The organism is Comamonas sp. SCN 65-56, from assembly GCF_001724135.1.
Taxonomy (GTDB): Bacteria; Pseudomonadota; Gammaproteobacteria; order Burkholderiales; family Burkholderiaceae_C; genus Comamonas_C.
In genome coordinates this window covers 58686-85007 of sequence record NZ_MEDS01000007.1, presented here as the reverse complement: position 1 = coordinate 85007, position 26322 = coordinate 58686, and the positions used below count along the sequence as shown (strand labels likewise).

Sequence of the window (26322 nt, the reverse complement as noted above, 5' to 3'; positions counted from 1 at the left end):
CGTGGCTCGCCCCGAATTGGAAGGAGCGCCGTGATGGAATCCCTCGACATGGCCGGTCACCTGATACGCCGCCTGCACCAGCGGTCCACGCAGGCTTTCGCGCTGCGCACCCAGGCCGCCGGCTTTGACCTGACTTCCGTCCAGTTCGCCGCACTCGATGCCATTCAGGCGCATCCGGCATCCGACCAGGCGAGCATCGCAGAATTGATCGCCTACGACCGCGCCACCATAGGCGGTGTCATCGAGCGGCTGGAGCAAAAGGGCTGGGTGCGCCGCGTCGTCAGCGCCAAGGACCGTCGGGCGCGCGAGCTGTCGCTGACCGAAGAAGGCGCGCGCATCCACGGCGAACTGCTGCCCATCGTCAGACAGGTGCAGGACGACATCCTGCAACCCCTGTCCGAGGCAGGCCGCGCGGATTTTCTCGACCTCATGCGCCAGACGACCCAGTGAGCGCGCCACGGCACATGGGCCGGTCGCGCATCCGAACCGGACTTGACCCAACCGACTCGGGCAAGCTACAAAAAGCTACAGCGCAAGTGCAAACACCAGCGTAAATTGCGTCTCCCGGCAACGAGAGGGGATGAAGCATGCTTTGCATTTCCCGGCTCCATGCAGTGAGGCGAATCACCCCGTGGCTGCTGGGTGCGCTGCTTGCCATGCTGGCGCCGCACCACGCCCTGGCCCAGGAGAGCATCACCAGCCTGGCCAATGGCCCGGGCAACGGGATCTACACCTTCGCCAGCTCCAGCCCCAAGACCCTGTCAGACCTGCTCAAGGGCGCCGGTGACGCCACCCATTCCAGCGGCCACCTGTTGCTGCCGCCGGGGGACGCCAAGGTGCCGGCCGTGGTGCTGGTGCATGGCTCGGGCGGCATCTACGACGCCGAGTTGAACTTCTGGGCCAAACGCTTCAATGACGCCGGCATGGCTGCCTTCGTGCTCGACATGTTCGGCCCGCGCGGCGTCAAGAGCACGGCGGATGACCAGTCGGCCGTTCCCTTCTCAGCCGACGTGGCCGACACCTTCGCGGCGCTCAAGCTGCTGGCCACGCATCCACGCATCGACCCCAGCCGCATTGCGCTGATGGGCTTTTCTCGCGGCGGCACTGCCACCCTGCGCGCCAACGTGGCGCGCATCATCGCTTCGCAGAAACTGCCCGACGGGTTGCACTACGCCGCCTTCATCCCGACCTACGCCGGAGGCTGCGCCGGTGTGTTCCGGCTGGCCGTCAAGCCGGGGGTATTCACGCCAGCCCCGATGCTGTTCATTCACGGCGATGCCGACGACTACACCCCCATCAGTGCCTGCCTGGACTACGCCGACAAGATCGGCAAGGCGGGCACGCCGGTACGGTTCGTCACCATCGCCGGCGCACGGCACAAGTTCGATTCCGACGACCAGCAACTCCACCAGTTGGGCAGCGTGGCGCGCACCAGGCCCGACTGCCCGCTCGAAGTCGACATCGACACCTTGTACGCCTACGACGCCAGCGCCGGCACGCGCCTGCAGGGCAAGGCCTATGGTGATGCGCTCAAGGCCTGCCATGCCACCGGCGCCAGCGTCGAGGGCAACACCAAGGCGCGCGACCAGGCGGCCGACGCGGCGCTTGGCTTTCTGAAAGAAATTTTCAAGATTCAGTAGGTCGATCGCCAAACGGCAGCCTCTGCCCATGCCCCTGCCAAGCCGCGTTCGTTATAATCGCCGGTTTCATGGCATCAGCCCCGTCGGCCATACTAGTTAACAGACGGGGACATCGCCGCACACGATTGGCCGGGCCCGATCTTCCCGATCAACCCTCTGGCGGTACATATCTGGAAATTTTTGGCTGATGACAACCATCCGTGTAAAAGAAAACGAACCCTTTGACGTGGCGCTGCGCCGCTTCAAGCGCACCATCGAAAAGCTCGGTCTGCTGACCGAACTGCGCGCGCGCGAGTTCTACGAAAAGCCCACCGCCGAACGCAAGCGCAAGAAGGCCGCCGCCGTCAAGCGCCACTACAAGCGCGTGCGCAGCATGCAGCTGCCCAAGAAGCTGTACTGATCCAGTCGGCTTGGCCACATCAACCCGCGCCAGGGACGCCAGGCGCGGGTTTTGTTTTTTCAGGAGCAAAAAATGACCCTCAAGGAACAGATCACCGAAGACATGAAGAGCGCGATGCGCGCCCACGAAACCGAGCGCCTGGGCACCATCCGCCTGCTGCTCGCGGCGATGAAACAGAAGGAAGTGGACGAGCGCGTGGTGCTGGACGACACCGCCGTCGTCGCGATCGTCGACAAGCTGATCAAGCAGCGCAAGGACAGCATCACCGCCTACGAAGCCGCACACCGGCAAGACCTCGCGGACAAGGAAAAGGCCGAGATGCTGGTGCTTGAGGCCTACCTGCCCGCGCGCCTGTCCGAGGCCGAAGTCATCGCCGCCGTCAAGGCTCTGGTGGCCGAGCTGGGCGCGAGCAGCCCTGCCGACATGGGCAAGGTCATGGGCGCGGCCAAGAAGCAGCTCGCGGGCAAGGCGGACATGGGCATGGTATCCAGCGCCGTCAAGGCCGCACTGTCTCATTGATCAACTATTGGAAGAATAGCTGCTCGCGTTTGTCCACACTGCGTTGGAGGCCGTTTTTATGCCAAAACCATTTCAGATCGCCGTGATCGCCGGTGACGGCATCGGCCGCGAGGTGATGCCCGAGGGCCTGCGCGCGGTGCAGGCCGCCGCGCAGCGCTTCGGCATCGAATTGGCGCTGTACGCCTTCGACTGGGCGCATTGCGACTATTACGCCCGGCACGGCGAGATGATGCCCACCGACTGGAAGACGCAGCTCGCCGGCATGGACGCGATCTACTTCGGCGCCGTCGGCTGGCCTGCGACCGTGCCCGACCACATCTCGCTCTGGGGCAGCTTGCTCAAATTCCGCCGCGAGTTCGACCAGTACATCAACCTGCGCCCGGTGCGCCTGTTCGAGGGCGTGCCCTGCCCGCTCGCGGGCAAAAAGCCCGGCGACATCGACTACCTCGTCGTGCGCGAGAACACCGAGGGCGAATACACGGCACTCGGCGGCGTGATGTTCGAGGGCACCGAGCGCGAGATCGTGGTGCAGGAATCGGTCTATTCCCGCCTGGGCGCCGAGCGGCTGCTGAAATACGCGTTCGAACTCGCGCAAAGCCGCACGAAAAAGCATTTGTCGCTGGCCACCAAGAGCAACGGCATCGCCATCAGCATGCCCTGGTGGGACCGGCAGGCCGAGGCCATGGCGGCGCAGTATCCGCAGGTGGCCTGGGACAAGCACCACATCGACATCCTCGCCGCGCGCTTCGTCTTGCGGCCCGAACGCTTCGACGTGGTGGCCGCGACCAACCTGTTCGGCGACATCCTCTCCGACCTCGGCCCCGCCACGACCGGCACCATCGGCCTCGCGCCTTCGGCCAATCTCAATCCCGAACGCACGTTTCCCAGCCTGTTCGAGCCGGTGCACGGCTCGGCGCCCGACATCTGCGGCAAGGGCATCGCCAATCCGATCGCGATGATCTGGTCGGGTGCGCTGATGCTGGATTTCCTCACCCGGGGCCAGGGCGCGGGCCGGGCGGCACACGACGCCATCGTGGCCGCCATCGAAACCGTGCTGCAGGGCGGCCCGCGCACACCCGATCTGGGGGGCAGCGCCCGCACGACCGAGGTGGGCGAAGCGATCGCGCGGCAGCTTGCGGTACGCTGATACAGCGTGGCCCGTGCGCGTAACCGACGTGACAACACGTAGAGCGGGCGGCACCCCTGCTTGCTGCCTCAAGGACGAGTGCACGGGGGGCTGCGCGAAGCAGGCTGCCATTTGCCGAGCGTCGTCAGGCTTCGTCTTGTGACATTGCAAGTGGGCAATGCGACGATGATGAGGTTTTGGTTCCGTCCATAGAAACGATGATGATCTCGCACAAGCAACGTCCCGCCCGCGCCCTGACTGCCGCTGCCCTGCTGGCGGCCGCCCTTGTCAGTGCCGGCTGCTCCACACCTCCCACCAACGCCCAGATCGGCACCGCCGTCGGTGCGGTTGTCGGCGGCGCCACGGGCAACGTGCTGTTTGGCGGCCCCGTGGGCACGATAGGAGGCGCCGCGGCAGGGGCACTGATCGGCAACGAGGTCGGCAAGAACCAGCGCAAGCGCTGATGCGTCGGCGCGCCGGTGTTCAACTGCCGGCGACGGTCATTCGCTCGATCAGAATCGATCCCACGGTCTTGGCGCCGTAGCCATAGGCATCGGCGCCTACCGCCGCGATCGCCTTGAACATCGCCTTGAGATTGCCGGCGATGGTGATCTCCTGCACCGGGTAGGCGATCTCGCCGTTTTCCACCCAGAAACCGCCGGCGCCGCGCGAATAGTCGCCCGTGACATAGTTCACCCCCTGGCCCATGAGATCGGTCACGAACAGGCCCGTGCCCAGTTTTTTGAGCATGGCGTTCAGATCGTCCCCGGGGCGTGTGCGGTGGGAGAGCAGCGTGAGGTTGTGCGAGCCGCCTGCGTTTCCCGTCGTGCGCATGCCGAGCTTGCGCGCCGAATAGCTCGAAAGGAAATAGCCCGCCACGCGCCCGCCCTCCACCACCTTGCGCGGGGCCACGCGCACGCCTTCGTCGTCAAACGGCGAGCTGCCCTTGCCTTGCAGGACAAACGGATCTTCGGCAATGTCGATGTGCCTGGGAAAGACCTGCGTGCCCAGCGAATCGACGAGAAAACTGCTTTTGCGATACAGCGCGCCGCCGCTCACGGCCTGCACGAAACTGCCGAGCAGGCCCGCCGCGAGCGGCGACTCGAAGAGCACCGGGCACTCGGTCGTCGCGATCTTGCGCGCGCCCAGGCGCGAGAGCGCACGTTCGGCCGCATAGCGCCCCACGGCCTCGGGGGTGGCCAGATGCGCTGCGTCGCGCTCCGAGCTGTACCAGGAATCGCGCTGCATTTGCCCGTTTCTGCCCGGCAGCGAAGCGATCGGCGCCACCGACAGGCTGTGGCGGGAGCTCGCATAGCCGCCGCGAAAGCCGTGCGTGTGCGCGCTGAAAAAATGGCTTTGCTGCGCGGGCCTGCTCGCATTCCAGTGCCATGCGCGCCGCCTCTTCGCTGGTGACGGCCCAAGGGTGAAACAAATCCAGATCCCGGTGTGAAGCCTCTGGCGCGATATCCGTCGCATCGGGCAGCCCGGCCACCGGGTCTTCGGCGGTAAACCGCGCGATGTCGTAGGCCGCTTGCACCGTCTGGCGCACCGCCTGGGCGGAAAAATCGGACGTACTGGCGTTGCCGCGGCGCTGGCCGATGTAGACCGTCACACCCAGCGATTTGTCACGGTTGCGCTCCACGCTTTCCAGCTGCCCGCGGCGCACGCCCACCGACAGGCCGCAGGCCTCGGACGCGTCGGCGCCAGCATCGGTTGCACCGAGCTTGCGGGCATGCGCCAGGGCCTGATCCACCAGGTCTTCAAAGAAAGGGCGCGAATAGCTGAAACCCGCTTCGGGCGTCGCGTTGGCAGTGGTTTTCATGGCGGCGGCTATGATACCCGGCGCCCATCCGCGGGCCGCCTTTACACGCAAATTTCCCACCACCGCAATGCCACGCAAACCCACCCGAGGCTACTACGTCAAAGGCCAGTTCATCGCCGAAGGCAGCGAGCTCGACGAACAATTCAAGGCCGAGTTGCGCGGCACGGCCGGCCAGAGCAAAACCGACCTGAAACGCGAGAGCACCGAGCTGCAAGAACTGGGGGCAGCGCTGCTCACCCTGGGCGCGAATCGCCTGGATGGCCTGCAGCTGCCTGAAAAACTGCTCGAAGCCCTGGCAGAAGCCAGGCGCATCACCGCGCATGAGGGGCGGCGCAGGCAAATGCAGCTGGTAGGCAAACTGATGCGCAAGCTGGACGAAGACACCCTGACCAGGGTGCGCGAAAGCATTGCCAGTGATGGCGCGGGCCATCAGCAGCAAGTGCTGGCGCTGCACCAGGCCGAGCAATGGCGCGAGCGCCTGCTGGCCGGCGATGAGGCACTGGGCGCCTGGCTGGACGAGTATCCGGGCAGCGACATCCAGCGCCTGCGCACGCTGATCCGCCAGGCACGCAAGGACAACCCGCCGCTCACCGCCAACGAGGTGTCGCAGGGCGCCGCACCACGCAGGAGCCGCGCCTACCGCGAACTGTTCCAGGTATTGCGCGCGCAGGTACTTGGCACATCCGAGGATACGAATGACCACCATGAATGACACCAGCCTGCCCGCACCCGAAGCCGTCACGATAGGCCTGGTCTCGATCAGCGACCGCGCCAGCAGCGGCGTCTACGAGGACAAGGGACTCCCGGCGCTCAAGGACTGGCTCACGCGCGCGCTGCTCAATCCCATTACCTTCGAGCAACGCCTGATCCCGGATGAGCAGGCAGGCATCAGCACAACGTTGGTCGAATTGGCGCAACGCGGCTGCTCGCTCATTCTGACCACCGGCGGCACAGGCCCGGCACCCCGCGACGTCACACCCGAGACCACACTGGCCGTGGCCGACAAGGTGATGCCCGGTTTTGGTGAGCAGATGCGGCGCATCAGCGCGCACTTCGTGCCGACTGCCATCCTCTCGCGCCAGGTGGCGGTGATCCGTGGGCAAAGCCTCATCATCAACCTGCCCGGCCAGCCCAAGGCGATCGCGGAAACTCTGGAGGGGTTGAAGAACGCCGATGGCAGCGCGCTCGTGCCCGGCATTTTTGCCGCCGTGCCCTACTGCATCGACCTGATTGGCGGGCCCTACCTCGAAACCGTCGATTCCGTCTGCAAAGCCTTCAGGCCCAAGAGCGCCATCCGGCACCAGCGCTGAGCCAGCTCAAGCACTGACGGAAAACACCCGCTCGACTTTGAGCACCACATTCATGCGCCGCAGGCTGCGCAGGATGGATTCGACATGCGCCAGATTGCGCACCGCCACGGTAAAGCGCAGATCGGCCGTGGTGCCGGTGGCGTCGTCCATGTCCATGTGCACGATGTCGGCCTCGCAGCTCGCCAGCTCGGTGGCCACGCGCGCCAGCACGCCCTTGTGGTTGTTCACCGTCACCGTGATCGCTACCTCGAAAGCGCGTGTCGGCTCATCGGCCCAATCCACACTCAGAAAACGCTCGCCATCCTTGCGCTGCAGCTCCCGCGCCACGTCGCACTGCGCATGGTGCACTATCAGGCCTTCGCCGCGCTCCAGGTAGCCAACCACGGGATCGCCCGGCACCGGATGGCAGCATTTGGCGTATTGCACGGTGGCGCGCTCGCTGCCATCGAGCAGCACGCCACCTTGCGAGAGACTGTCTTCGGCGTTGTAGCGCTCGCGCGTGAGCAGCAGCACATCCGGGCGCAGGCCGCCTTCGGAGAGCAGCGCGACGATGCGCCGTGCCACGATACGCGCCACGCGCTTGCCCAAGCCAATGTCGGTCAGCAGTTCATCGCGCGTGCGGTGGCCGGTAAAGCGCAGCAGCTTGTCCCACAGCGCTGCATGCTCCTGCTCGCTCGGCAGCTGTTGCACACCCTCGGCGCGCAGCGCCTGCGCCAGCAACTTCTCGCCCAGCCCCACGGATTCTTTTTGCGCCAGTGTCTTGAGGTAGAGCCGGATCTTGGAGCGCGCACGGCCGGATTTCACAAAGCCCAGCCATGCGGGATTGGGCTCGGCCTCGGGCGCCGTCATGACTTCAACGACATCGCCGGTCTTGAGCACGGTGCGCAGCGGCACCTGCTCATGGTTCACCCGCGCCGCCACCGTACGATCGCCCACATCGCTGTGAATGGCATAGGCAAAATCCACCACCGTCGTTCCGCTGGGCAGTGCCATGATCTGCCCGCGCGGCGTGAAGACATAGACCGCATCCGGGAACAGATCCACCTTGACGTGCTCCCAGAATTCGGTCGCGTCGTGCGTCTCGTTCTGGATGTCCAGCAGCGACTGCAGCCAGCGTGTGCCCAGCTTTTGTGCTTCAGCCCCGCCCTTGTGCTGCGCCTTGTAGAGCCAGTGCGCCGCCACCCCGGCCTCGGCGACGATGTGCATCTCCTCGGTTCGCACCTGGAATTCGATGTTCAGGCTGGCGGGCCCCACCAGCGTGGTGTGCAGCGACTGGTAGCCATTGGCCTTGGCGATCGCAATGTGGTCGGTGAATTTGCCCGGAACCGGTTTGTAGAGCTGGTGCAGCACGCCGATGGCGGTGTAGCAATCGGTAATGGACGGCACGACCACGCGAAAGCCGGACAGATCCACCACCTGGGCAAAACTCAGGTGCCGTCCCTGCATGCGCTGGTAGATGCCGTACAAAGTCTTCTCGCGGCTGGACAGGCGCACCGGCATGCCCTGGCGGGCAAAGGCCGCCTCAACCTCGGCCTGCACCTTCTGCACCACCTCCCGGCGGCGCCCGCGCGAGCGCGCCACCGCCTTGGCCAGCGTCTCATAGCGCCAGGGGTGCAGGTGGCGAAACGACAGATCCTGCAGCTCCCGATAGGTCTGGTTCAGGCCCAGTCGGTGCGCAATCGGTGCGTAAATCTCCAGCGTTTCCGAAGCGATGCGGTGCCATTTGCTGCGCGGCGCACTGCCCAGGGTGCGCATGTTGTGCGTACGGTCGGCCAGCTTGATGAGGATCACGCGCACATCGCGCGCCATCGCCAGCAGCATCTTGCGAAACGATTCCGCCTGACCTTCTTCGCGGGTGTTGAACTGCAGCTTGTCGAGCTTGGTCAGTCCATCGACCAGATCGGCCACCGGTGCGCCGAACCGCTCGATCAGATCGGTCTTGCTGACACCGCAGTCTTCGAGCGCATCGTGCAGCAGCGCGGCAATCAGCGCCTCGGCGTCCAGCTTCCAGTCCGCACACAGGCTGGCGACCGCAATCGGATGGGTGATATAGGGCTCACCGCTGTTGCGCAACTGCCCCAGGTGCGCCTGATCGGCGTAGTGATAGGCTTGGCGCACTCGTTCGCTGGCCGCCTCATCCAGATAGTGAAGCTTTTGCTCCAGCGCGGCAAACTGCGCCGCCGCGGCGTCCAGGGCTGGACCGGCAGCCGCAGCCGCGCGCGCCGGTGCATCCTGCACGGCGACATCGTCAGCCAACTGCAATTTCGAGCCTTCACCCATCCCCCGACTGTAGCGGTACCCAGCTTTCCAGTCTTTGCAGGCAACAAAAAAGCACCGACTTGCGGTGCTTTTTGTGTCAAATGCGTGACGTAATGTCAGCCCGGGACTTTTTTCAGCATCTCCAGACCCACCTTTCCCGCGGCGATCTCGCGCAGCGCGGTGACGCCAGGCTTGTTGCGGCTTTCGATCTTGGGCGCATGCCCCTGGCTGAGCATACGGGCACGGTAAGTGGCAGCTAGCACAAGCTGGAAGCGGTTGGGAATGTGCTCGAGGCAGTCTTCCACGGTAATGCGGGCCATGATGTGAAATTCTCCGGTGGGATTCTTAAGCGAGGCGCAGCGACTTGAAAGTATCGGCGCGGGCTCTGCGCTGCGCAGCCACCTTCAGGCGCTGGGCATGAACGATGGTTTTCAAGTCGAAAAGTGCGCGCTCAAAGACCTCATTGATTATAACGAAGTCGAATTTTTCCACCTGATCCATCTCCTGCGCGGCATTGGCCAGGCGCTTGTCGATGATCTCGGCGCTATCCTCACCCCGGCGCAGCAGCCGGGCACGCAACTCGTCCCAGCTCGGCGGCAACACGAACACCAGCACCGCATTGGCAAACGCGCGCTTGATCTGCTCGGCGCCCTGATAATCGATTTCCAGAATCACGTCGCCGCCCTGGGCAATGCGCTCCTCGATGGCGCGCCGCGAGGTACCATAGCGATTGCCGTGCACGTTGGCCCATTCGACAAAGGCATCGGCGGCCACCATCGCATCAAACGCTTGCACGGTGGTGAAGTGGTACTCGCGCCCATCCATCTCCTGCCCGCGCGGCTCGCGGGTGGTGTGCGAAATTGATGGACGCACCTGCGCATCGAGCTCCATCAGCGCGTTGACCAGGCTCGACTTGCCTGCACCGCTGGGCGCCGAGACTACATATAAATTTCCTGGGTAATCCATAGTGGGTAATCGCTAACAGCTATTGTTTTGACTACTCTATATTCTGCACCTGCTCACGCATCTGCTCGATCAGCACCTTCATGTCGACGCTGATGCGCGTGAGTTCGATGCTGGCGGATTTGGAACCCAGGGTGTTGGCCTCGCGGTGCAACTCCTGGATGAGAAAGTCCAGTCGCTTGCCAACCTCACCGCCCTGTTGCAGCAAACGCTCGATTTCATCCAGATGCGACTGCAGGCGAGTGACCTCTTCGGCCACGTCGATGCGCAAGGCAAAGGCGGTCGCCTCGGCCAGCGCTCGCTCCTGCGCCGTCTCGGGCACGGGGCTGCCCTCGGCCGCCTGCAGCGCCTGCTGCCAGCGATCAAGAAATTTCTGGCGTTGCTGCTGCACCAGCTGCGGCACCAGCGGCCCGGCCTGCAGCGCCAGCGCACGCAACTGCTGCACGCGCTCGAGCAGCATCTGCACCAGGCGCTCGCCCTCGCGTTCGCGCGCTGCGCAAAGCCCTTGCAAGGCCTGCCGCGCCAGCTCCAGCAGCACATCGCCCCACTCGGCCTGGGGCGCGCCCAGCGTCGCGCCCAGGCGGAGGATGTCCGCAACGGACAGGGGCCGTGCCTCCGGCAGCCAGGCGCGCACGCCATCCTGCAGCGCCGCCATGCGTTGCAGCGTGGCCGCATCCGGCGCGTGCAGCGCGCCTGCATCCGGCCCGACCACAAACGCACGCAACTCCACCTTGCCGCGCTTGAGCTGGCGCGACACCAGCGCGCGCAGCGCCGATTCATGCTGGCGCAGTTCATCGGCCAGACGCAGGCTCACATCAAGAAAGCGGCTGTTGACCGAACGCACCTCCACTCCGAGCCTGGCGCCATCGTCCCTGCCCTGCGTTTTGGCGGCGCCCTGCTGGACGCTGGCGTAGCCGGTCATGCTATAAACTGCCATGAAGCTTTCCGTGATTGATGCGCTGCGATGCCAGGATTATCCTGTGTCGATCACATGACCGTATTGATCCAGCGCCATGTCATCGCCCAAGGCCAAGCCTGCACCGCTGCCTGAAGACACATCCATAGGCGGATATCGCATCATGCGGCGCCTCGCCGCCGGGGGGTTCGGCGTCGTCTATCTGGCGTTGGACCGCGATGGTCAGCAGGTGGCCATCAAGGAATACCTGCCCGCATCGCTGGCGACGCGCGCGCAGGGTGAGCTGCAGCCGCAGGTGGCACCGGAAAAGCTCTCGCTCTACCGCCTCGGGCTCAAGAGCTTCTTCGAAGAGGGGCGCGCGCTGGCGCAGATTGCGCACTCGTCCGTGGTGACGGTGCTCAATTTTTTCCGCGAGAACGACACCGTCTACATGGTGATGAACTACCTGGAGGGCGCTTCGCTGCAGGAGTTCATCGTCACCGCCAGAAGCCTGAAGCAGGACAAGGTGTTTCGCGAATCCACGATCCGCTCTCTGTTCGACGAAATTCTGCGCGGTCTGCGGGTGGTGCATCAGCACAAGATGCTGCACCTGGACATCAAGCCGGCCAATGTCTTCGTTACCGACGACAACCGCGCGGTGATGATCGATTTCGGCGCGGCGCGCGAGGTGCTGTCCAAGGAAGGCAACTTCACCCGCCCGATGTATACGCCGGGCTTCGCCGCGCCGGAGATGTACCGGCGCGATTCGGCACTCGGCCCCTGGACGGACATCTACGCTATCGGCGCCTGCATGTTCGCCTGCATGCACGGCTATCCGCCGACCGAGGCGCCACAGCGCCAGACCAAGGACAAGATGGCGCTGTCGCTGCAGAAACTGCGCGGTGTCTATTCGGACAACCTGATCGAGCTGGTGGAATGGTGCATGGCGCTGAACCCGCTGGACCGCCCGCAATCGGTGTTCGCGCTGCAAAAAGAGCTTTCACGCGAAGGCGAACGCCGCTACACCCGCCTGTCGATGGCGGAAAAAATGCGCTTGCAACTCGACACCTTCGTCAGCGACGCGAAGAAAACCATCATCAAGCCGACAGTGCCGGCTGCCACAGGAATGCGGCCCAAATGAAATTCTCGGTCTTTCAGCTCAGCCGCCAGGGCGGACGCGCCAACAACGAAGATCGCATGGGCTACGCCTACACGCGCGAAGCCTGTCTGTTCGTGCTGGCAGACGGCATGGGCGGCCATCCGCAAGGCGAAGTCGCGGCGCAGATCGCGATCCAGACCGTGGCCCTGCGCTTTCAGCGCGAAGCCAAGCCGGCGCTGGAGGATGTGGCGCTGTTTCTCTCCGCCAGCGTGATCGCCGCGCACGATGCCATTCTTGCCTATGCCAAGTCACGCTCCATGCCCGACGCGCCGCGCACCACGCTGGTGGTGGCCCTGGTGCAGGATGGCCAGGTGCGCTGGGCCCACTGCGGCGATTCGCGCGCCTATCTGGTACGCGGCGGCGCGCTGCTGGCACGCACGCGCGACCACTCCTACCGCGAGCTGCAGGGCGCCCTCGGCGCCGAGCCGGTCAACCGCAACGTGCTCTTCACCTGTCTGGGCTCGCCCGTGCGCCCGTTGTACGACGTCTCCAATGCCGTGCTGCTGGATGCGGGCGATCGCCTGCTGCTGTGTTCGGATGGGCTGTGGGATGCCGTGAGCGATGAAGCCATCGTGCAGATCCTCTCGCGCCAGCGCGTCGCCGATGCCGTGCCCATGCTGGTGGATCTGGCCCTGCGCAACGCCGGCAGTGCCAGCGACAACGTCACCGCGCTTGCGCTGCAATGGGATACGCCCATCATCCCCGACGCGGACAAGGACGATGGCATAGACACCGGCACCGAAGACGGGTTTGCCTCTACCATCCAGACCGACGATTTCGATCCGGCAGACGAAGTGCTGGACGACAAGGCGATCGAGCGTTCCATCGCCGAAATCAACGAAACCATCCGGCGCACCGCCGCGCGCAAGGCGCAAGGCTGACATCGCCCCCGTTCCGCGACCGCCCGAGGCGGTCCCATCCAGCAGAGAAGACCCATGACCTCTTATTGCCGCAGCGGCAACCGCGCCGCCGACCAGCTACGCCCCGTGCGCATCACGCGCCACTACACCATGCACGCGGAAGGCGCGGTGCTGATCGAGTTCGGCGCCACGCACGTCCTGTGCACCGCCTCAGTCGAGGAAAAAGTGCCGCCGCACAAGCGCGGCAGCGGCGAAGGTTGGGTCACGGCCGAATACGGCATGCTGCCGCGCGCCACCAACACGCGCGGAGCGCGCGAAGCCGCCAAGGGCAAGCAGAGCGGGCGCACGCAAGAAATCCAGCGCCTGATAGGCCGCAGCCTGCGCGCCGTCTTTGACTTGAAGAAGCTCGGCGAGCGCACCATCACGCTCGACTGCGACGTGCTGCAGGCCGATGGCGGCACGCGCACCGCCGCCATCACCGGCGCCTGGGTGGCGGCGCACGATGCAGTAGCCACGCTGCTGGCCAGCGGCGCGCTCAGCGAAAGCCCGCTCACCGGCGCCGTCGCCGCGGTTTCGGTCGGCATCGTGCAGGGCACGCCGCTGCTCGATCTGGAATACGTCGAGGACTCGGCCTGCGACACCGACATGAACATCGTGATGACCGGCGCCGGGCAGTACGTGGAGCTGCAAGGTACGGCCGAAGGCGCCACGTTCTCGCGCAGCGAGCTCGACCGGCTGCTGCAGCTCGGCGAGATCGGCATCGTGCAATTGCTGGCGCTGCAGCAGCAATCACTCTCAAACTAAGAGCGTTCAACGCTTTACCACAGGGCGCTACAGCCCGTTTTTTCATGAAACTCGTTCTTGCATCTCACAACCAGGGCAAGCTCGCCGAGCTGCAGACCCTGCTGATGCCGCTGGGCGTGGAACTGTTCACCCAGGGCGCTCTGGGGGTGGCCGAAGCCGAAGAGCCTTTTCATACCTTCGTCGAGAACGCACTGGTGAAAGCGCGCCATGCCAGCCGCGCCACCGGGCTGCCCGCCCTGGCCGACGACGCCGGCCTGTGCGTGCAGGCCTTTGGCGGCGAGCCAGGCGTGCAGACCGCCACCTTTGCCACGCGCTTTGGCTACGCGAAGGGCGATGCCAACAACGTGCGCGCGCTGCTTGAGCAGATGGCGAACATCGACGACCGGCGCGCCAGCATGGTCAGCACCCTCGTGGCCCTGCGCAACCCCGAAGACCCCGAGCCGCTGATCGCCGTCGGGCGCGTGCACGGCGAAATCACGCGCGCGCCACGGGGCAGCGGCGGCTTCGGCTTTGACCCGGTGATGGCTCTGCCACCATTGGGGAAGACCTTTGCCGAGCTGCCGACGGACGTCAAGAACACCCATAGCCACCGCGGTCGTGCGGCACAGCAGATGCTTGCGCTCATGCGGGAATGCTGGTTCTGAGCCGGACACAGCTCAGGTTTCAAGTCATTTTTGGCTCTGGCGCATGCTGGGCAAGCGCTGACAGCTATTGTTTCAGGAATAAACGCCCATGAACCACGACACCACTGCACTGCAGGACGTGCAGCGCTACATCGGCCCCGGGCCACTGCGCCTGCCCAGCCTGCCGCCGCTCTCCCTCTACGTGCACATCCCCTGGTGCCTGAAGAAGTGCCCTTACTGCGACTTCAATTCGCATGCCCTCAAGCACGGCGAAGGCGCGCCCGAGGCACGCTACATCGCCGCACTCACCGCCGATCTGGAAGCCGTGCTGCCGCTGGTCTGGGGCCGCACGGTCAGCAGCATCTTCATCGGCGGCGGCACGCCCAGCCTGTTTTCACCCGAGGCAATCGACCGCCTGATCGCGATGATCCGCGCGCGACTGATGCTCGAAGCCGGTTGCGAAATCACGCTCGAAGCCAACCCGGGCACCTTCGAGAAAGACCGCTTCAGGGCCTTTCGCGCCGCCGGTGTGACGCGCCTGTCGATCGGCGTGCAAAGCTTCAACGACGCCCATCTGAAGGCCATCGGCCGCGTGCACGACGCGGCGCAGGCCCGCGCCGCCGCCGAGGAAGTGGCCAGCAATTTCGAGACCTTCAACCTCGATCTGATGTACGCCCTGCCCGGCCAGAGCCTCACGCAACTGGAAGAAGACCTGCGCACGGCGCTCGGCTTCAAGCCGCCGCACCTCTCGATCTATCACCTGACGATAGAGCCCAACACGCTGTTCGCCAAATACCCGCCGCGCCTGCCCGATGGCGATGTCGCCTATGCCATGCTGGACCGCATCACGGCATTGACCCAAGCGGCCGGCCTTGCGCGATACGAAGTCTCCGCCTTCGCCCAGGCGGCGCACCGCTGCACCCACAACACCAACTACTGGCAGTTTGGCGACTACATCGGCATAGGCGCGGGCGCGCACGGCAAGTTGAGTTTTGCCCATCGCGTGATGCGCCAGGTGCGCTATCGCGACCCGAAACAGTACATGGAGCATGCACTGTCCGGCAACGCCATTGCGCAGGAGCACGAAGTCTCCAAACAGGACCTGGCGTTTGAATTCATGCTCAATGCGCTGCGGCTGAAGGACGGCTTTCTGGTGCGCGATTTCTGCACCCGCACCGGACAGCCCGTCACCGCCATCACGCAGGGCCTGAAGGCCGCCGAAGCGAGGGGCTTGCTCAAGACCAATCTGGTGCACATCCAGCCGACCGAACGCGGCTTTGATTTCTTGAGCGACCTGCAAGAGTTGTTCTTGCCCGGCTGATCCGGCAACGGCGCAATGCCCCAGGCGCACAGCGGCGCGCTGGAGCCCCGCGAACCGATCGCGCCATCTTCAGCCGCAGCGCACTGCCAGGATCACACCCTTGGCATCCACATCGAGGTTGAGCCGCTCAGCGTCAAACTCTTTGGTCGTCACCTGCCCGGGGTAAAGCACCCGCGCCTTGCGGGCACCGGACGCCACGCGCGCCCGCTCCACGGTTTGCGCATCGGCGCTCTTGCCGCGCAGCGCCTGCGCCGCCGCCGCAGCGCAAACACCGCCCGCAGGCGCATCGGCGCGGCCCAGGGGAGCGGGTTGCGGCGAAGGTGCCCACGGGGCGGAAGAGCAGGCCACCAACGCCGCAGCAGCCAACGCCACCAGAACAGGCCGGAAAAATTCGATCAATGACATTGAAGCCTTCTTCTCACTTCACAGCCGGCACGGCATCCAGGCCCAGCGACCTGACCTTGGCCGCCGCTTCGTTGGCCTGCGCCGCCGAGGTGAACGGGCCGACGCGCACACGCTGCAGGCGCTTGTTGTCGGGGCGCTCCAGGGTATCGACGGCAGAAGGCAAACCTGCCTTGCGCAACTGATCATTGGCACGGCGGGCGTTGGCCGGATCGGCAAAAATACCCACGTTGATGTAGAGCTTGCGTCCGCTGGCAGCAGTGACGGTGGCGGAACGGGCAGGCTCCTTCCCGGCCGCGGCAGTCTTGGGCTTTTCAGCCACCGCCGCGCGCGCCGGCGACCGGGCAGCCGCATCTTTGCTTGCAGCCGCCGCTGCAGCCTTCGCCGCTGCAGTTGCCGATTCGGCAGCGGTGGCAGCCCCATCCGGCTTGGCCAGCGCCGCCAGCACGGCCTCCGTATCGTCCTGAACCGCTTGCGCCTGCGCCTCGTCCTGCTCCGGCAGCTCGGCAACCACAGGTGCGGGCTCCGGCTTGGGCGGCGGCTCTTGTGCATGCGGCGCCGCATCCACCAGCGAGCCCACCGGCCCGGACACGGACTCGCTGCTGCGCAACGGCGCATTCCCATCCAAGGCATCGCCACGCCAGGCCAAGGCTGCCAGCACCAGAGCGGCAACGCATGCGAGGGCCACCAGCGTCACCAGCCACAGCCTGGCCTTGCCCGGTGCCGCCTTGCCCAGCATCTCGATGGCCTGCTGGATGGTGGGCGCTGCAGCCACCGCCGACTGAATGCGTCGCTGCACTTGGCTATGCACCAGCGTATCGGCCCTCAGCCCCAGACCCACGGCGCCCGCAAACAGCATCGCCAGCGTCAATCCGCCAGCAACGGCACTTGGCAACAAGGCCTGGCTGCTGGCAAACGCCAACGCTGCAACCACTGCCACCAGAACCAAACCATAGATGAGCAAGCAACGCCACAGGCCGCGAAACGCCAGCCACGCCGGTCCGCCCAAGGCCGCTGCCCAGTTCCACGACAGGACCGACCGCCCCGTCGCATCCAGACGATCAAACGCTTTGAGGTAGTGTTCCGTACCCACTGGCCCCAGCGCAGCCCTGGCAAGCTGCACCGCCAGCTCTCCAGCGCCAGCCTGGCTCTGCTGAGCAGGGGTTTCTTCAGCGGTCGCAGCGGCGGTGTCCTGCATGGAGAGGGATGGGTGGTAGGCCGTGTTGGACTTGAACCAACGACCAAAGGATTATGAGTCCTCTGCTCTAACCAACTGAGCTAACGGCCCGCATGCTCGCCCGCCTGCCGCGGACCGCGCGCATTGTAGAGGCTATGCGCGGTGGCTCAGGGCGTTGGAGACCAGTTTGGACGTGATGTCGACGATCTGGATCATGCGATCGTAGGGCATGCGCGTGGGGCCGATTACACCCAGCGTGCCGACCACTTTGCCATCCACCTCATACGGCGCGCTCACCACTGAAAGCTCTTCAAACGGCACCACATGGCTCTCGCCGCCGATGAAGATGCGCACGCCCTCAGCACGGCTGGAGATGTCGAGCAGCCGCAGAATCTGCGTCTTTTGCTCAAACAGCGTGAACGCGCGGCGCAGGTTGTCCATGTCACTGGAAAAATCGCTCACTGCCAGCAGGTTGCGCTCGCCCGAGATCACCACTTCGTCCTGCGACGCACTCAGCGCTTCGCTGCTGGCGCTCACCGCCGCCTGCATCAGCTGGGCAATCTCGCCACGCAGATTATCGACCTCGGTCTTGAGCCGCTCGCGTACCTGCTCCATGGCCAGACCGCTGTAGTTGGCATTGAGAAAGTTGGCCGCCTCCACCAACTGCGATTGGGTGTAGTCGGATTCGGTGAAGATCACGCGGTTTTGCACGTCGCCATCGGGCGAAACGATGATCACCAGCACGCGTTTTTCGGACAGGCGCAGAAACTCGATGTGCCGAAAGACCGAGGCTCGGCGCGGCGCCATCACCACACCCACGAATTGCGACAGGCTGGAGAGCATCTGAGCCGCGTGCGTTATCACCTTCTGCGGCTGCTCGGGCTTGATCTGCAGCTCGGGCAAACCCTTTTGCTGCACCGTGAGCATGGTGTCCACGAACAACCTGTAGCCCTTGGCGGTGGGCACGCGCCCGGCCGATGTGTGCGGGCTGACGATGAGGCCCAGCTCCTCCAGATCAGACATGACATTGCGCACCGTTGCAGGCGAAAGCTCCAGCCCCGACGCGCGCGAGAGCGTGCGCGAGCCCACGGGCTGCCCATCGGCGATGTAGCGCTCCACCAGCGCCTTGAGCAGAAGTCTTGCGCGCTCGTCCAGCATGAAAACATTCTAGGACAACGCGTAACATTGCCAGCGCTGCCATCACCTTGATGGCAGCCGCCTTGATGATGTAATCACGCCATGTCGTCCATCTTCCGTCGGGTTGCGGTCATCGGAAAGTACCAGGCCTCGCGCGCGCGCGCTGCGCCGGCGAACCTGTGCCAGTCCATCCGCGCCATTGCGGCCTTCGTCCAGGCGCAGGGCTGCGAAGTGACGGTGGAAAGCGAGACGGCGGCGCACACCCACCTGCGCGGCTACGCCACGCGCGATCTGGATGCGATCGGGCGGCACTGCGACCTGGGGCTGGTCATGGGCGGCGACGGCACCATGCTGGGTGTCGGCCGGCGCCTGGCGAGCCACGGCACACCGCTGGTGGGCATCAACATGGGGCGGTTGGGTTTCATCACCGACATCGCGCTGCAGGACTACGAAGCAATCCTGGCCCCGATGCTCGCAGGCGAGTACGAAGAGGACGTGCGCCCGCTGATGCACGGCCGCGTACTTCGGGGGCGCGATTGCGTCTATGAGGCACTGGCGCTCAATGATGTGGTGGTCAACCGTGGCTCGACCTCGGGCATGGTGGAGTTGCGTGTGGAAGTCGACGGCAGCTTCGTCGCCAACCAGCGGGCCGACGGCCTGATCGTCGCCTCGCCGACCGGCTCCACCGCATACGCGCTCTCCGCCGGCGGGCCCATGCTGCACCCGTCCATCCCCGGCTGGGTGCTGGTGCCGATTGCGCCACACACGCTGACCAACCGCCCGATCGTGCTGTCCGATGCCAGCGAGGTGGTGATCGAGCTGGTGAACGGGCGCGATGCCAGTGCCAATTTCGACATGCAATCACTGGCCACGCTCAAGCTCAGCGACCGCGTCGTCGTGCACCGCTCACCCTACAGCGCGTGCTTTCTGCACCCGGTGGGCTGGAGCTATTTCGCCACGCTGCGCAACAAATTGAGCTGGAATGAAGGAGGCGCCTGAACATGGCACTGCGTCGCATTGCCCTGCACGACTTCGTCATCGTCACCACACTTGAACTGGAGGTCAACGACGGCTTCACGGTACTGACCGGCGAGACCGGCGCCGGCAAATCCATCCTGATCGATGCCCTGCAGCTCGTGCTCGGCGCACGCGCGGACACCGGCGTGATCCGCGAGGGCGCGGACCGCACCGACCTGAGCGCCGAATTCGATGCACCCGCTGGCGCGCCCGCCGCCTGGCTGGAAGAAGCAGGCTTTCCGACCGAGGAAAGCCTGCTGCTGCGCCGCACGATAGACCTGCAGGGAAAAAGCCGCGCCTGGATCAATGGCGTGCCCGCCACAGCCACGCAGATGCGGGCGCTGGGCGAGATGCTGATCGATATCCACGGCCAGCATGCGTGGCAAAGCCTGACGCGCGCCGAGGCCGTGCGCGGCCTGCTGGACGCTTACGCGGGCGTTGACAGTGCCCCCTTGGCACTGCTGCACAAGGCCTGGCGCGGCGCGCAAGCGCAGTTGCAACAGGCACGGGCAGCGCAAGGCACGTTGCAGCAGGAGCGCGAGCGCCTGCAGTGGCAAATCGATGAAGTCGGCAAACTCGCGCCGGTTGACGGCGAATGGGACGAGCTCAACCAGGAGCACCGGCGCCTGGCCGCCAGCGAAGCATTGCTTGCCGCCGCGCAGGTGGCTCTTGAGGCCTTGCACGGCGGCGATGATGAAGGTGGCGCCCTGCGCAGCCTGACCCATGCGCAGCAGGCAGTGCTGCATCACGCGCAGGTGGAGCCGGCGTTTGCCAGCCTGTGCACCACGCTCGCCTCCAGCATCGCCGAGGCGCAGGATGCGGCACACCAGCTGCAGGGCTACCTGCGCCATGCCGACCCTGATCCCGCACGCATACGGCAGCTCGATGAGCGCCTGTCCCTGTGGCTGCAACTGGCGCGCCGCTACCGGCGTGCACCCGAGGAGCTCCCAGGTGTGTTGGCAGACTGGAAGCTGTCGTTGCAACAGCTCGATGCTGCAGTGGATCTGACAGCACTGGAGGCCGCGGAGCACACGCATCAGAGCGCCTATGACAAGGCTGCGCGCACGCTGTCTCGCGCCCGGGCCAAGGCCGCGCCCTTGCTGGCGTCGGCCATCACGCAGGCCATGCAAGGGCTGGGCATGGCGGGCGGGCGGTTTGAAGTGACCCTCTCGGCCACCGAACCCGGGGCGCATGGCATGGATCAGGTGCAGTTTCTGGTGGCCAGTCACCCAGGCATGACGCCCCGGCCGATAGGCAAGGTCGCCTCGGGGGGTGAGCTCTCGCGCATCGCGCTGGCGATTGCCGTCACCACCAGCCGGCTGGGCGAGGTGCCGACGCTCATTTTTGACGAGGTCGATTCCGGCGTCGGCGGCGCCGTGGCGCAAACGGTGGGGCGCCTGATGCGCCAGCTCGGCCGCGACCGGCAGGTGCTTGCCGTCACCCACCTGCCCCAGGTAGCCGCATGTGGTGATCAGCATTGGGTGGTCGCCAAGCACAGCACCCATGCGCAAACCACCAGCAGCGTGGCGCCGGTGCAAGGCCCGCAGCGCACGCAGGAAATCGCCCGCATGCTGGGGGGAGAGCAGCTCTCACCCGCCACCCTCGCCCACGCCACGGAGATGCTGGGCACCACCGTGGAGCCCTGACGCCATGGCGCTGGAAATCGTACTTATCACCGGCATGTCCGGCTCAGGCAAATCGCTGGCACTGCACGCGCTGGAGGATGCCGGCTACTACTGCGTCGACAACCTTCCGCCCGAACTGCTGCTGCCATTTGCCCAGCTTGAACACCAGCAGCATGCCAATCGCGTGGCCCTTGCGATGGACGTGCGCAGCGCCACCGCGCTGCCGCTGGTGCCCGCGCAACTGGAGCAGCTGCGCAAGAGCGGCGTGAAGATTCAGTCGCTGTTCCTTGAAGCCAGCACCGACACCCTGGTGCGCCGTTTTTCCGAGACACGCCGACGCCATCCACTCTCCAAGGAAGAGCTGCAGGACGGGCGCCAAGCCCTGGTGCAAAGCATCCGGCTGGAACGCGAACTGCTGGCCGACCTGCGCGAGCAATCGCTGGTGATAGACACCAGCACGCTGCGCAATGCGGATCTGCTGGCCTATGTCAAAAAAATCATGGCCGTGCCGCCGGGGCGGCTGACGCTGGTGTTCCAGTCGTTCGCATTCAAACGCGGCGTGCCACTGGATGCCGACTACGTCTTTGATGTCCGCATGCTGCCCAACCCGCACTACGACCCGCAGCTGCGCCCGCTCACCGGGCGCGATGCACCCGTCATGGGTTTTCTGCTGCGCCAGCCCGAGGTCGGCTTGATGCAGGCGGACATCCAGCAGTTCATCGCACGCTGGCTCGCGCCCCTGGCGCACAACCACCGCAGTTATGTCAACGTGGCCATAGGCTGCACCGGCGGACAGCACCGTTCGGTCTATCTGGTCGAGCAATTGGCGGAGTATTTTTCAGCCGAATGGTCGACACTCAAACGCCACCGGGAATTGGATTGAATTGTGCCGCAGCGCAATATCGGCAAGCGTATTCAGCTATCAATTCAGTTAATTCTCAGTTGCTGCAGCAGCTTACGCAGAGGTGCCGGCAGCCCGAGTGCCTGCCACTGGTCGGAGCCAAACCAGGCGCCTTCGCCCTTTGGCGTTTCGGTGCGCAGCAGCAACGGATGCAGGCGCAGTTCGCGATGCGTCAGCACATGCGTAAAGCTGGGCCAGGTTTCGGCATGCGCTCCCTGCAACGCCATATCCAGCGCCTCGCGCTGCGTGTAGACAGGCGGGCAATGCAGGCCCGCCCAGATGCCGCGCGATGGACGTGGTGCCAGCCAGCAGCGTCCGCCGGCATCGATCTGCAACAGCAGCCACCAGTCTTCGCCGCGCCGCGCCACCTTGCGCGTGCGCACCGGGTAGCGCTCCGGGTTGCCCGCCAGGCGTGCAGCGCAAATGTCCATCAGAGGGCAGCGCTCGCACGCGGGGTTGCGCGCAAGGCATACCGTCGCACCCAAATCCATCAGCCCCTGGGTGTAGGCGGGCATATCCCGCTCACGCCCCGCGGGCGGCAACAGTTGCTCAGCCCACTCCCACAGCTGGCGCTCGTTGGCCGCCTTCGCCAGGTCGGCATCAAACCCCAGTACCCGCGTGAGCACGCGCCGCACATTGGCATCCAGAATGGGCGTGCGCTCGCCAAAGCAGAAGGCAGCGATGGCGCCGGCGGTGGAGCGTCCTATGCCCGGCAAGCCCGCCAGCGCCAGGGCACTTGCCGGAAACCGGCCCGCGTGCCGCGACACCACCTCCCGGGCGCAGCGGTGCAGATTGCGCGCCCGGCTGTAATAGCCCAAGCCACTCCACAGCGCCAGCACATCCGCAAGCGTGGCCGCCGCCAACGCCTGCACATCGGGAAAGCGGGCGAGAAATCGCGCGTAGTAGCCGAGCACCGTCACCACCTGCGTCTGCTGCAGCATGATCTCCGAGAGCCAGACGCGATAGGGATCATGCGTGCCCTGCCACGGCAGATGCCGACGCCCATGCGCCTGCTGCCAACGCGTCACGCGCTGGGCAAAACCGGGCGGCAGGTTCATGGGTGCTGGCAACGCGGGCAGAAAAACGTGCTGCGCTGGCCCTGTCGCAGCAGGCGAATCGTCGCGCCGCATACGCCGCAGGGCTGGCCAGCACGGCCATACACTTGGGCAGCCAGCTGAAAATGCCCCGCCTGCCCTTGCACGCCAGAAAAATCGCGCAAGGTGCTGCCGCCCAGCTCCACCGCCTCCCCCAGCACCTCGCGGATGGCTGCATGCAGGCGGCGCACCCGCGCCGGCCCCAAGCGCGCCGCCATCGCCGTGGGGCGAATGCGCGCCCGAAACAGCGCCTCGCTGGCGTAGATATTGCCCACGCCCACCACCAGATGGCCTGCGAGCAAGACCTGTTTGATCGCCTGGCGGCTGGTCTTGAGACCCGCCGCAAAGCCGACGACATCAAAATCGCCGGACAAGGGCTCAACGCCCAGATGCCCCAGCAACTTGCGCGCCAGCGGTGCGTCCTCACCCTGCACCCAGATCACCGCGCCAAAACGGCGCGGATCGTGCAGTCGCAGCACGCCGCGATCGGTTTGCAGCTCAAAGTGGTCGTGCACCCCCGGCGCTGGCAATGCTGGCGCAAAGCGCAGGCTGCCGGACATCCCCAAATGGATCAGCAACATGCCAGTACTCAGATCCACCAGCAGGTATTTGCCGCGCCGCCTGACCCGCAGCACCCGTTCACCCACCAGCACGGCCGACTCTACCCCCAGCGGCCAGCGCAGGGGTTTACCCATCGTCAGGGCGCCGATGCGTGCGCCCGCAATCGCATCGGCAAACCCGCGGCGGGTGACTTCAACTTCCGGGAGTTCAGGCATGGCAGAGCGCCGCAGGGCAAGAGTGGAAAGAACGCGTTACACGGCGTTGGCGCAGGCGCAAGCGGTGCAAACCTTCGATTATTATGGGCCGATGCTGCGCACATCTCGCCTCGCATCCCCCCTCTTGCTTGTCGCAGCGGCCGCGCTCGCGATGTTCACCGCACCTGCCTGGGCGACCGTTCCCGCCGATGCAGGCCCCGACGCCAGCAAGACGCTGCAGGCAGCCGAGAAGGCCGAAGCCGTCTCTGCCGCCGCCACCGCCGAACTCTTCTACGAAGTGCTGGTCGGCGAGCTCGCCGTGGGCGGCGGTGACCCCGGCCAGGGCTACGCCCTCATGCTGGACGCCGCACGGCGCAGCCACAGCAGCGAGCTCTACCGCCGCGCGACGGAGATCGCGTTGCAGTCGCGCTCTGCCCAATCGGCGCTGACGGCCGCGCAAGCCTGGCATCAGGCCGATCCCGAATCACGCGATGCCAACCGCTTCGTGCTGCGCATACTGGTGGCACTCAATCGCATCCAGGACAGCAGCGAGCCACTGGCACGCGAGCTGGCCAATGCCCCCGAAGGCAGCAAGATTGCCGTCATCAACGCCATACCCCTGCTCTACGCGCACGCCAGCGACAAGGAGTTGGCTGCGCGCGTGGTGGAAGCTGCCCTGACCGAACTGCAGGACCAGCCCGCGACAAGTGCCAACGCCTGGACCACGACCGGCCGCATGCGGCTGGCGGCGGGCGACAAGCCGGGCGCGCTCGTGGCGGCCCGGCTTGCACACAAGATGGACCCCGCAAACGACGCCATGGCGGCATTCGTGTTGCAGCTGCTCGATGAAAAAGTGACCGAGGCCGAGCCACTGCTCAAGCCCTATCTCGACGAACACCCGCTGGCGGAGGTCCGCCTGGGCTATGCCCGCTATCTCTCCGAGACCAGCCAGTACGACAAGGCGCTGGTACAGATGCGCACGGTGACGTCCGAGCAACCCGACAACGCCCAGGCGTGGCTGCTGCAAAGCACGCTGGAGCTGCAGGCGGGCAAGGTGGATGCCGCCGAGACGACGCTCAACCATTTTGCCGAGCTCTACCAGCAATTGCCGGCATCCGAGCAGGTGCAGGCGCAAACCCGGCAGATGTACCTGCTGCGCTCGGAGATCGCCCAGTCGCGTGGCGATCTGAAACAGGCCGAGCACTGGCTCAGTCTCACGGACGAAGACGGTACGCGCCTGAATGTGCAGACACGACGCGCCCTCCTCCTCGTGCGTCAGGGGCGCCTGGGTGAAGCACTGGCACTGGTGCGCAACATGCCGGCCGCAGACGACAAGCAGGCCGCCGACAAGCTGCAGAGCGAAGCCATCGTGCTGCGCGAGGCTGGGCAGATCGATCGCGCCTATGAGGCGCAATCCGGTGCGGTGAAATTGCAGCCAGACAATGACGACTATCTGTACGACAAAGCCATGCTGGCCGAGCGGCTTGGCCGGCTGGACGAAATGGAGCGCGAATTGCGCTCCATCCTCGCGCGCAACCCGAAGAACCCGCAGGCACTCAACGCCCTGGGGTTTTCACTGGCCGACCACAACCTGCGCCTGGAGGAAGCCAAATCGCTGATCGAACAGGCGCTCGCGCTCGCGCCGGGTGATCCATTCATCACCGACAGCCTGGGCTGGGTCGAATATCGCCTGGGCCATCCGAAGCGCGCGCTGGAACTGCTGCGTGAAGCCATGCGCAAGCAGCCCGATCCGGAAATTGCCGCCCACTTGGGCGAGGTCCTGTGGAAGCTGGGCGAGCACGCGAGTGCGCGCGATGCCTGGCGCGCCGGGCTGCGTCTGAAGCGCGACAACGCCACGCTCAACAGCACCCTCAAGCGCTTCGGGGTCCGTCTTTGACGGCTCCTGCACCAGCGCAGCGGCGCCGCTGGCTGCTCCTTGGCGCCAGTCTGCTGCTGGCGGCCTGCGCACAGCCTGCGCGCACACTGCCCCAAGGCGACGACACCTGGCGCGGGCGGCTGGCGTTGCAGGTGGAGGACAGCTCCGCGCAATCGTTCTCCGCCGCATTCGAGCTCCAGGGCGATGCCAGCCGCGGCGCGCTGACCTTGTTCAATCCGCTGGGCAACGTGCTGGCGCGCCTGACCTGGCAGCCCGGGCTTGCCATCCTGAACGACGGCAAGGCGGAGCACCGGTCGGCTTCACTCGCCGCGCTCACCCGCGAGCTCACCGGCAGCGAATTGCCGGTCGCGGCATGGTTTGAATGGTTGCACGGCCGCGAAACGCAAACCACCGGCTGGCACGTAGACCTGAGCGCTCTGGCCTCGGGGCGGATCGTTGCCATCCGCTTGCAGCCGCTGCCCCGGGCCGTGCTGCGCATCGTGCTCGAACCCTCACCCTAGAAACGGCAGTTGACCGCTTGTCATCATTGGACAACCCGCATGAATGCTGAATTTTTTGGCTTCGATCGCGTTCACCGCCTGAGTGAAAGCGCTACGCACCCGTCAGCACCACTGTT

General features: G+C 65.4%; 27 protein-coding genes, 1 tRNA gene and 1 pseudogene. 18 read left to right on the top strand and 11 right to left on the bottom strand.

Annotated features, from left to right (window positions below; translation table 11 throughout):
- Positions 1–33 precede the first annotated feature (33 nt).
- From ABS45_RS05115 to ABS45_RS05090, 6 genes are all read left to right on the top strand, one after another.
- Positions 34–450: a MarR family transcriptional regulator gene (locus ABS45_RS05115; RefSeq protein WP_291553683.1), complete on the top strand. Its 417-nt coding sequence runs from the start codon at positions 34–36 to the stop codon at positions 448–450.
- Positions 451–614: 164 nt separating this feature from the next.
- Complete coding sequence (locus tag ABS45_RS05110; RefSeq protein WP_291553682.1) at positions 615–1640, top strand: prolyl oligopeptidase family serine peptidase; 1026 nt, start codon at positions 615–617, stop codon at positions 1638–1640.
- Between the two features lie 187 nt (positions 1641–1827).
- Entirely contained in the window at positions 1828–2040 is a 213-nt protein-coding gene (rpsU, locus tag ABS45_RS05105; protein ID WP_012346814.1) for a 30S ribosomal protein S21, read from the top strand.
- A 72-nt stretch (positions 2041–2112) separates the two neighbouring features.
- Positions 2113–2559: a GatB/YqeY domain-containing protein gene (locus ABS45_RS05100; protein WP_291553679.1), complete on the top strand. Its 447-nt coding sequence runs from the start codon at positions 2113–2115 to the stop codon at positions 2557–2559.
- Positions 2560–2617: 58 nt separating this feature from the next.
- Positions 2618–3706: a tartrate dehydrogenase gene (locus ABS45_RS05095; RefSeq protein ID WP_291553676.1), complete on the top strand. Its 1089-nt coding sequence runs from the start codon at positions 2618–2620 to the stop codon at positions 3704–3706.
- Between the two features lie 200 nt (positions 3707–3906).
- Positions 3907–4149, top strand: coding sequence for a glycine zipper domain-containing protein (locus tag ABS45_RS05090; RefSeq protein WP_291553743.1), 243 nt, complete (start codon positions 3907–3909; stop codon positions 4147–4149).
- A 19-nt stretch (positions 4150–4168) separates the two neighbouring features.
- On the opposite strand, the pseudogene pmbA reads toward ABS45_RS05090, so the two are convergent.
- Positions 4169–5507: pseudogene (pmbA, locus tag ABS45_RS05085) on the bottom strand (metalloprotease PmbA).
- Between the two features lie 67 nt (positions 5508–5574).
- On the opposite strand from pmbA, the gene yjgA reads away from it, so the two are divergent.
- Both yjgA and mog read left to right on the top strand, forming a co-directional pair.
- Positions 5575–6219 (top strand): ribosome biogenesis factor YjgA, encoded by a 645-nt coding sequence (yjgA, locus tag ABS45_RS05080; RefSeq protein WP_291553674.1) that lies wholly within the window; start codon positions 5575–5577, stop codon positions 6217–6219.
- Entirely contained in the window at positions 6212–6817 is a 606-nt protein-coding gene (mog, locus tag ABS45_RS05075) for a molybdopterin adenylyltransferase (RefSeq protein WP_291553672.1), read from the top strand. Before yjgA ends, mog begins: the two co-directional genes overlap by 8 nt.
- Positions 6818–6823: 6 nt before the next feature.
- Here the strand turns inward: mog and ABS45_RS05070 are convergent, their stop codons facing one another.
- From ABS45_RS05070 to ABS45_RS05055, 4 genes are all read right to left on the bottom strand, one after another.
- Positions 6824–9097, bottom strand: a complete 2274-nt coding sequence (locus ABS45_RS05070; protein WP_291553671.1) for a bifunctional (p)ppGpp synthetase/guanosine-3',5'-bis(diphosphate) 3'-pyrophosphohydrolase — start codon at positions 9095–9097, stop codon at positions 6824–6826.
- A 95-nt stretch (positions 9098–9192) separates the two neighbouring features.
- Entirely contained in the window at positions 9193–9396 is a 204-nt protein-coding gene (rpoZ, locus tag ABS45_RS05065) for a DNA-directed RNA polymerase subunit omega (RefSeq protein ID WP_024539647.1), read from the bottom strand.
- Between the two features lie 25 nt (positions 9397–9421).
- Complete coding sequence (gmk, locus tag ABS45_RS05060; protein ID WP_291553669.1) at positions 9422–10042, bottom strand: guanylate kinase; 621 nt, start codon at positions 10040–10042, stop codon at positions 9422–9424.
- A 31-nt stretch (positions 10043–10073) separates the two neighbouring features.
- Positions 10074–10976 (bottom strand): YicC/YloC family endoribonuclease, encoded by a 903-nt coding sequence (locus ABS45_RS05055; RefSeq protein ID WP_291553667.1) that lies wholly within the window; start codon positions 10974–10976, stop codon positions 10074–10076.
- Positions 10977–11052: 76 nt separating this feature from the next.
- On the opposite strand from ABS45_RS05055, the gene ABS45_RS05050 reads away from it, so the two are divergent.
- The 5 genes from ABS45_RS05050 (at position 11053) to hemW (ending at position 15701) form a co-directional block, all read left to right on the top strand.
- Positions 11053–12075 (top strand): serine/threonine-protein kinase, encoded by a 1023-nt coding sequence (locus ABS45_RS05050; RefSeq protein WP_291553665.1) that lies wholly within the window; start codon positions 11053–11055, stop codon positions 12073–12075.
- Positions 12072–12974 carry a PP2C family serine/threonine-protein phosphatase gene (locus ABS45_RS05045; RefSeq protein WP_291553662.1) on the top strand — a complete coding sequence of 301 codons (903 nt, stop codon included), beginning with the start codon at positions 12072–12074 and terminating at the stop codon, positions 12972–12974. The genes ABS45_RS05050 and ABS45_RS05045 overlap by 4 nt, the downstream gene beginning before the upstream one ends.
- Positions 12975–13028: 54 nt before the next feature.
- A complete protein-coding gene (gene rph, locus ABS45_RS05040) occupies positions 13029–13757 on the top strand; it encodes a ribonuclease PH (protein ID WP_291553660.1) in 729 nt (242 codons plus the stop codon).
- A gap of 44 nt (positions 13758–13801) precedes the next feature.
- Complete coding sequence (gene rdgB, locus ABS45_RS05035; RefSeq protein WP_291553658.1) at positions 13802–14401, top strand: RdgB/HAM1 family non-canonical purine NTP pyrophosphatase; 600 nt, start codon at positions 13802–13804, stop codon at positions 14399–14401.
- An 88-nt stretch (positions 14402–14489) separates the two neighbouring features.
- Positions 14490–15701: a radical SAM family heme chaperone HemW gene (hemW, locus tag ABS45_RS05030; RefSeq protein WP_291553655.1), complete on the top strand. Its 1212-nt coding sequence runs from the start codon at positions 14490–14492 to the stop codon at positions 15699–15701.
- A gap of 69 nt (positions 15702–15770) precedes the next feature.
- On the opposite strand, the gene ABS45_RS05025 is transcribed toward hemW, so the two are convergent.
- The 4 genes from ABS45_RS05025 to hrcA all read right to left on the bottom strand — a co-directional run bounded on the left by ABS45_RS05025 (position 15771) and on the right by hrcA (position 18438).
- Positions 15771–16106: an I78 family peptidase inhibitor gene (locus ABS45_RS05025; protein ID WP_291553653.1), complete on the bottom strand. Its 336-nt coding sequence runs from the start codon at positions 16104–16106 to the stop codon at positions 15771–15773.
- A 13-nt stretch (positions 16107–16119) separates the two neighbouring features.
- The gene (locus ABS45_RS05020) at positions 16120–17301 is read right to left on the bottom strand and encodes an SPOR domain-containing protein (protein WP_291553651.1); all 1182 of its coding nucleotides are present in this window, start codon (positions 17299–17301) and stop codon (positions 16120–16122) included.
- A 13-nt stretch (positions 17302–17314) separates the two neighbouring features.
- Positions 17315–17391 (bottom strand) — tRNA-Ile (locus ABS45_RS05015).
- 42 nt (positions 17392–17433) lie between these two features.
- Positions 17434–18438 (bottom strand): heat-inducible transcriptional repressor HrcA, encoded by a 1005-nt coding sequence (hrcA, locus tag ABS45_RS05010; protein ID WP_291553650.1) that lies wholly within the window; start codon positions 18436–18438, stop codon positions 17434–17436.
- Positions 18439–18519: 81 nt separating this feature from the next.
- Between hrcA and ABS45_RS05005 the strand changes: the two genes are divergently transcribed.
- Genes ABS45_RS05005 through rapZ form a run of 3 tightly spaced genes read left to right on the top strand, consistent with a single transcriptional unit; the run spans position 18520 to position 21942 of the window.
- Positions 18520–19416, top strand: coding sequence for an NAD kinase (locus tag ABS45_RS05005; RefSeq protein ID WP_291553649.1), 897 nt, complete (start codon positions 18520–18522; stop codon positions 19414–19416).
- A 2-nt stretch (positions 19417–19418) separates the two neighbouring features.
- Positions 19419–21080 carry a DNA repair protein RecN gene (recN, locus tag ABS45_RS05000; RefSeq protein ID WP_291553647.1) on the top strand — a complete coding sequence of 554 codons (1662 nt, stop codon included), beginning with the start codon at positions 19419–19421 and terminating at the stop codon, positions 21078–21080.
- 4 nt (positions 21081–21084) lie between these two features.
- The gene (rapZ, locus tag ABS45_RS04995) at positions 21085–21942 is read left to right on the top strand and encodes an RNase adapter RapZ (RefSeq protein ID WP_291553645.1); all 858 of its coding nucleotides are present in this window, start codon (positions 21085–21087) and stop codon (positions 21940–21942) included.
- A 44-nt stretch (positions 21943–21986) separates the two neighbouring features.
- Here rapZ and mutY read toward each other — a convergent pair whose 3' ends face one another.
- The gene (gene mutY, locus ABS45_RS04990) at positions 21987–23018 is read right to left on the bottom strand and encodes an A/G-specific adenine glycosylase (protein WP_291553643.1); all 1032 of its coding nucleotides are present in this window, start codon (positions 23016–23018) and stop codon (positions 21987–21989) included.
- The gene (gene mutM / locus ABS45_RS04985) at positions 23015–23830 is read right to left on the bottom strand and encodes a bifunctional DNA-formamidopyrimidine glycosylase/DNA-(apurinic or apyrimidinic site) lyase (RefSeq protein ID WP_291553641.1); all 816 of its coding nucleotides are present in this window, start codon (positions 23828–23830) and stop codon (positions 23015–23017) included. The genes mutY and mutM overlap by 4 nt, the downstream gene beginning before the upstream one ends.
- 124 nt (positions 23831–23954) lie before the next feature.
- Here mutM and ABS45_RS04980 point away from each other — a divergent pair, with 124 nt between their 5' ends.
- Together ABS45_RS04980 and ABS45_RS04975 are read left to right on the top strand one after the other, a co-directional pair.
- A complete protein-coding gene (locus ABS45_RS04980; RefSeq protein ID WP_291553639.1) occupies positions 23955–25706 on the top strand; it encodes a tetratricopeptide repeat protein in 1752 nt (583 codons plus the stop codon).
- Complete coding sequence (locus tag ABS45_RS04975) at positions 25703–26206, top strand: lipoprotein insertase outer membrane protein LolB (RefSeq protein WP_291553636.1); 504 nt, start codon at positions 25703–25705, stop codon at positions 26204–26206. The genes ABS45_RS04980 and ABS45_RS04975 overlap by 4 nt, the downstream gene beginning before the upstream one ends.
- The last annotated feature ends 116 nt before the right edge of the window (positions 26207–26322 follow it).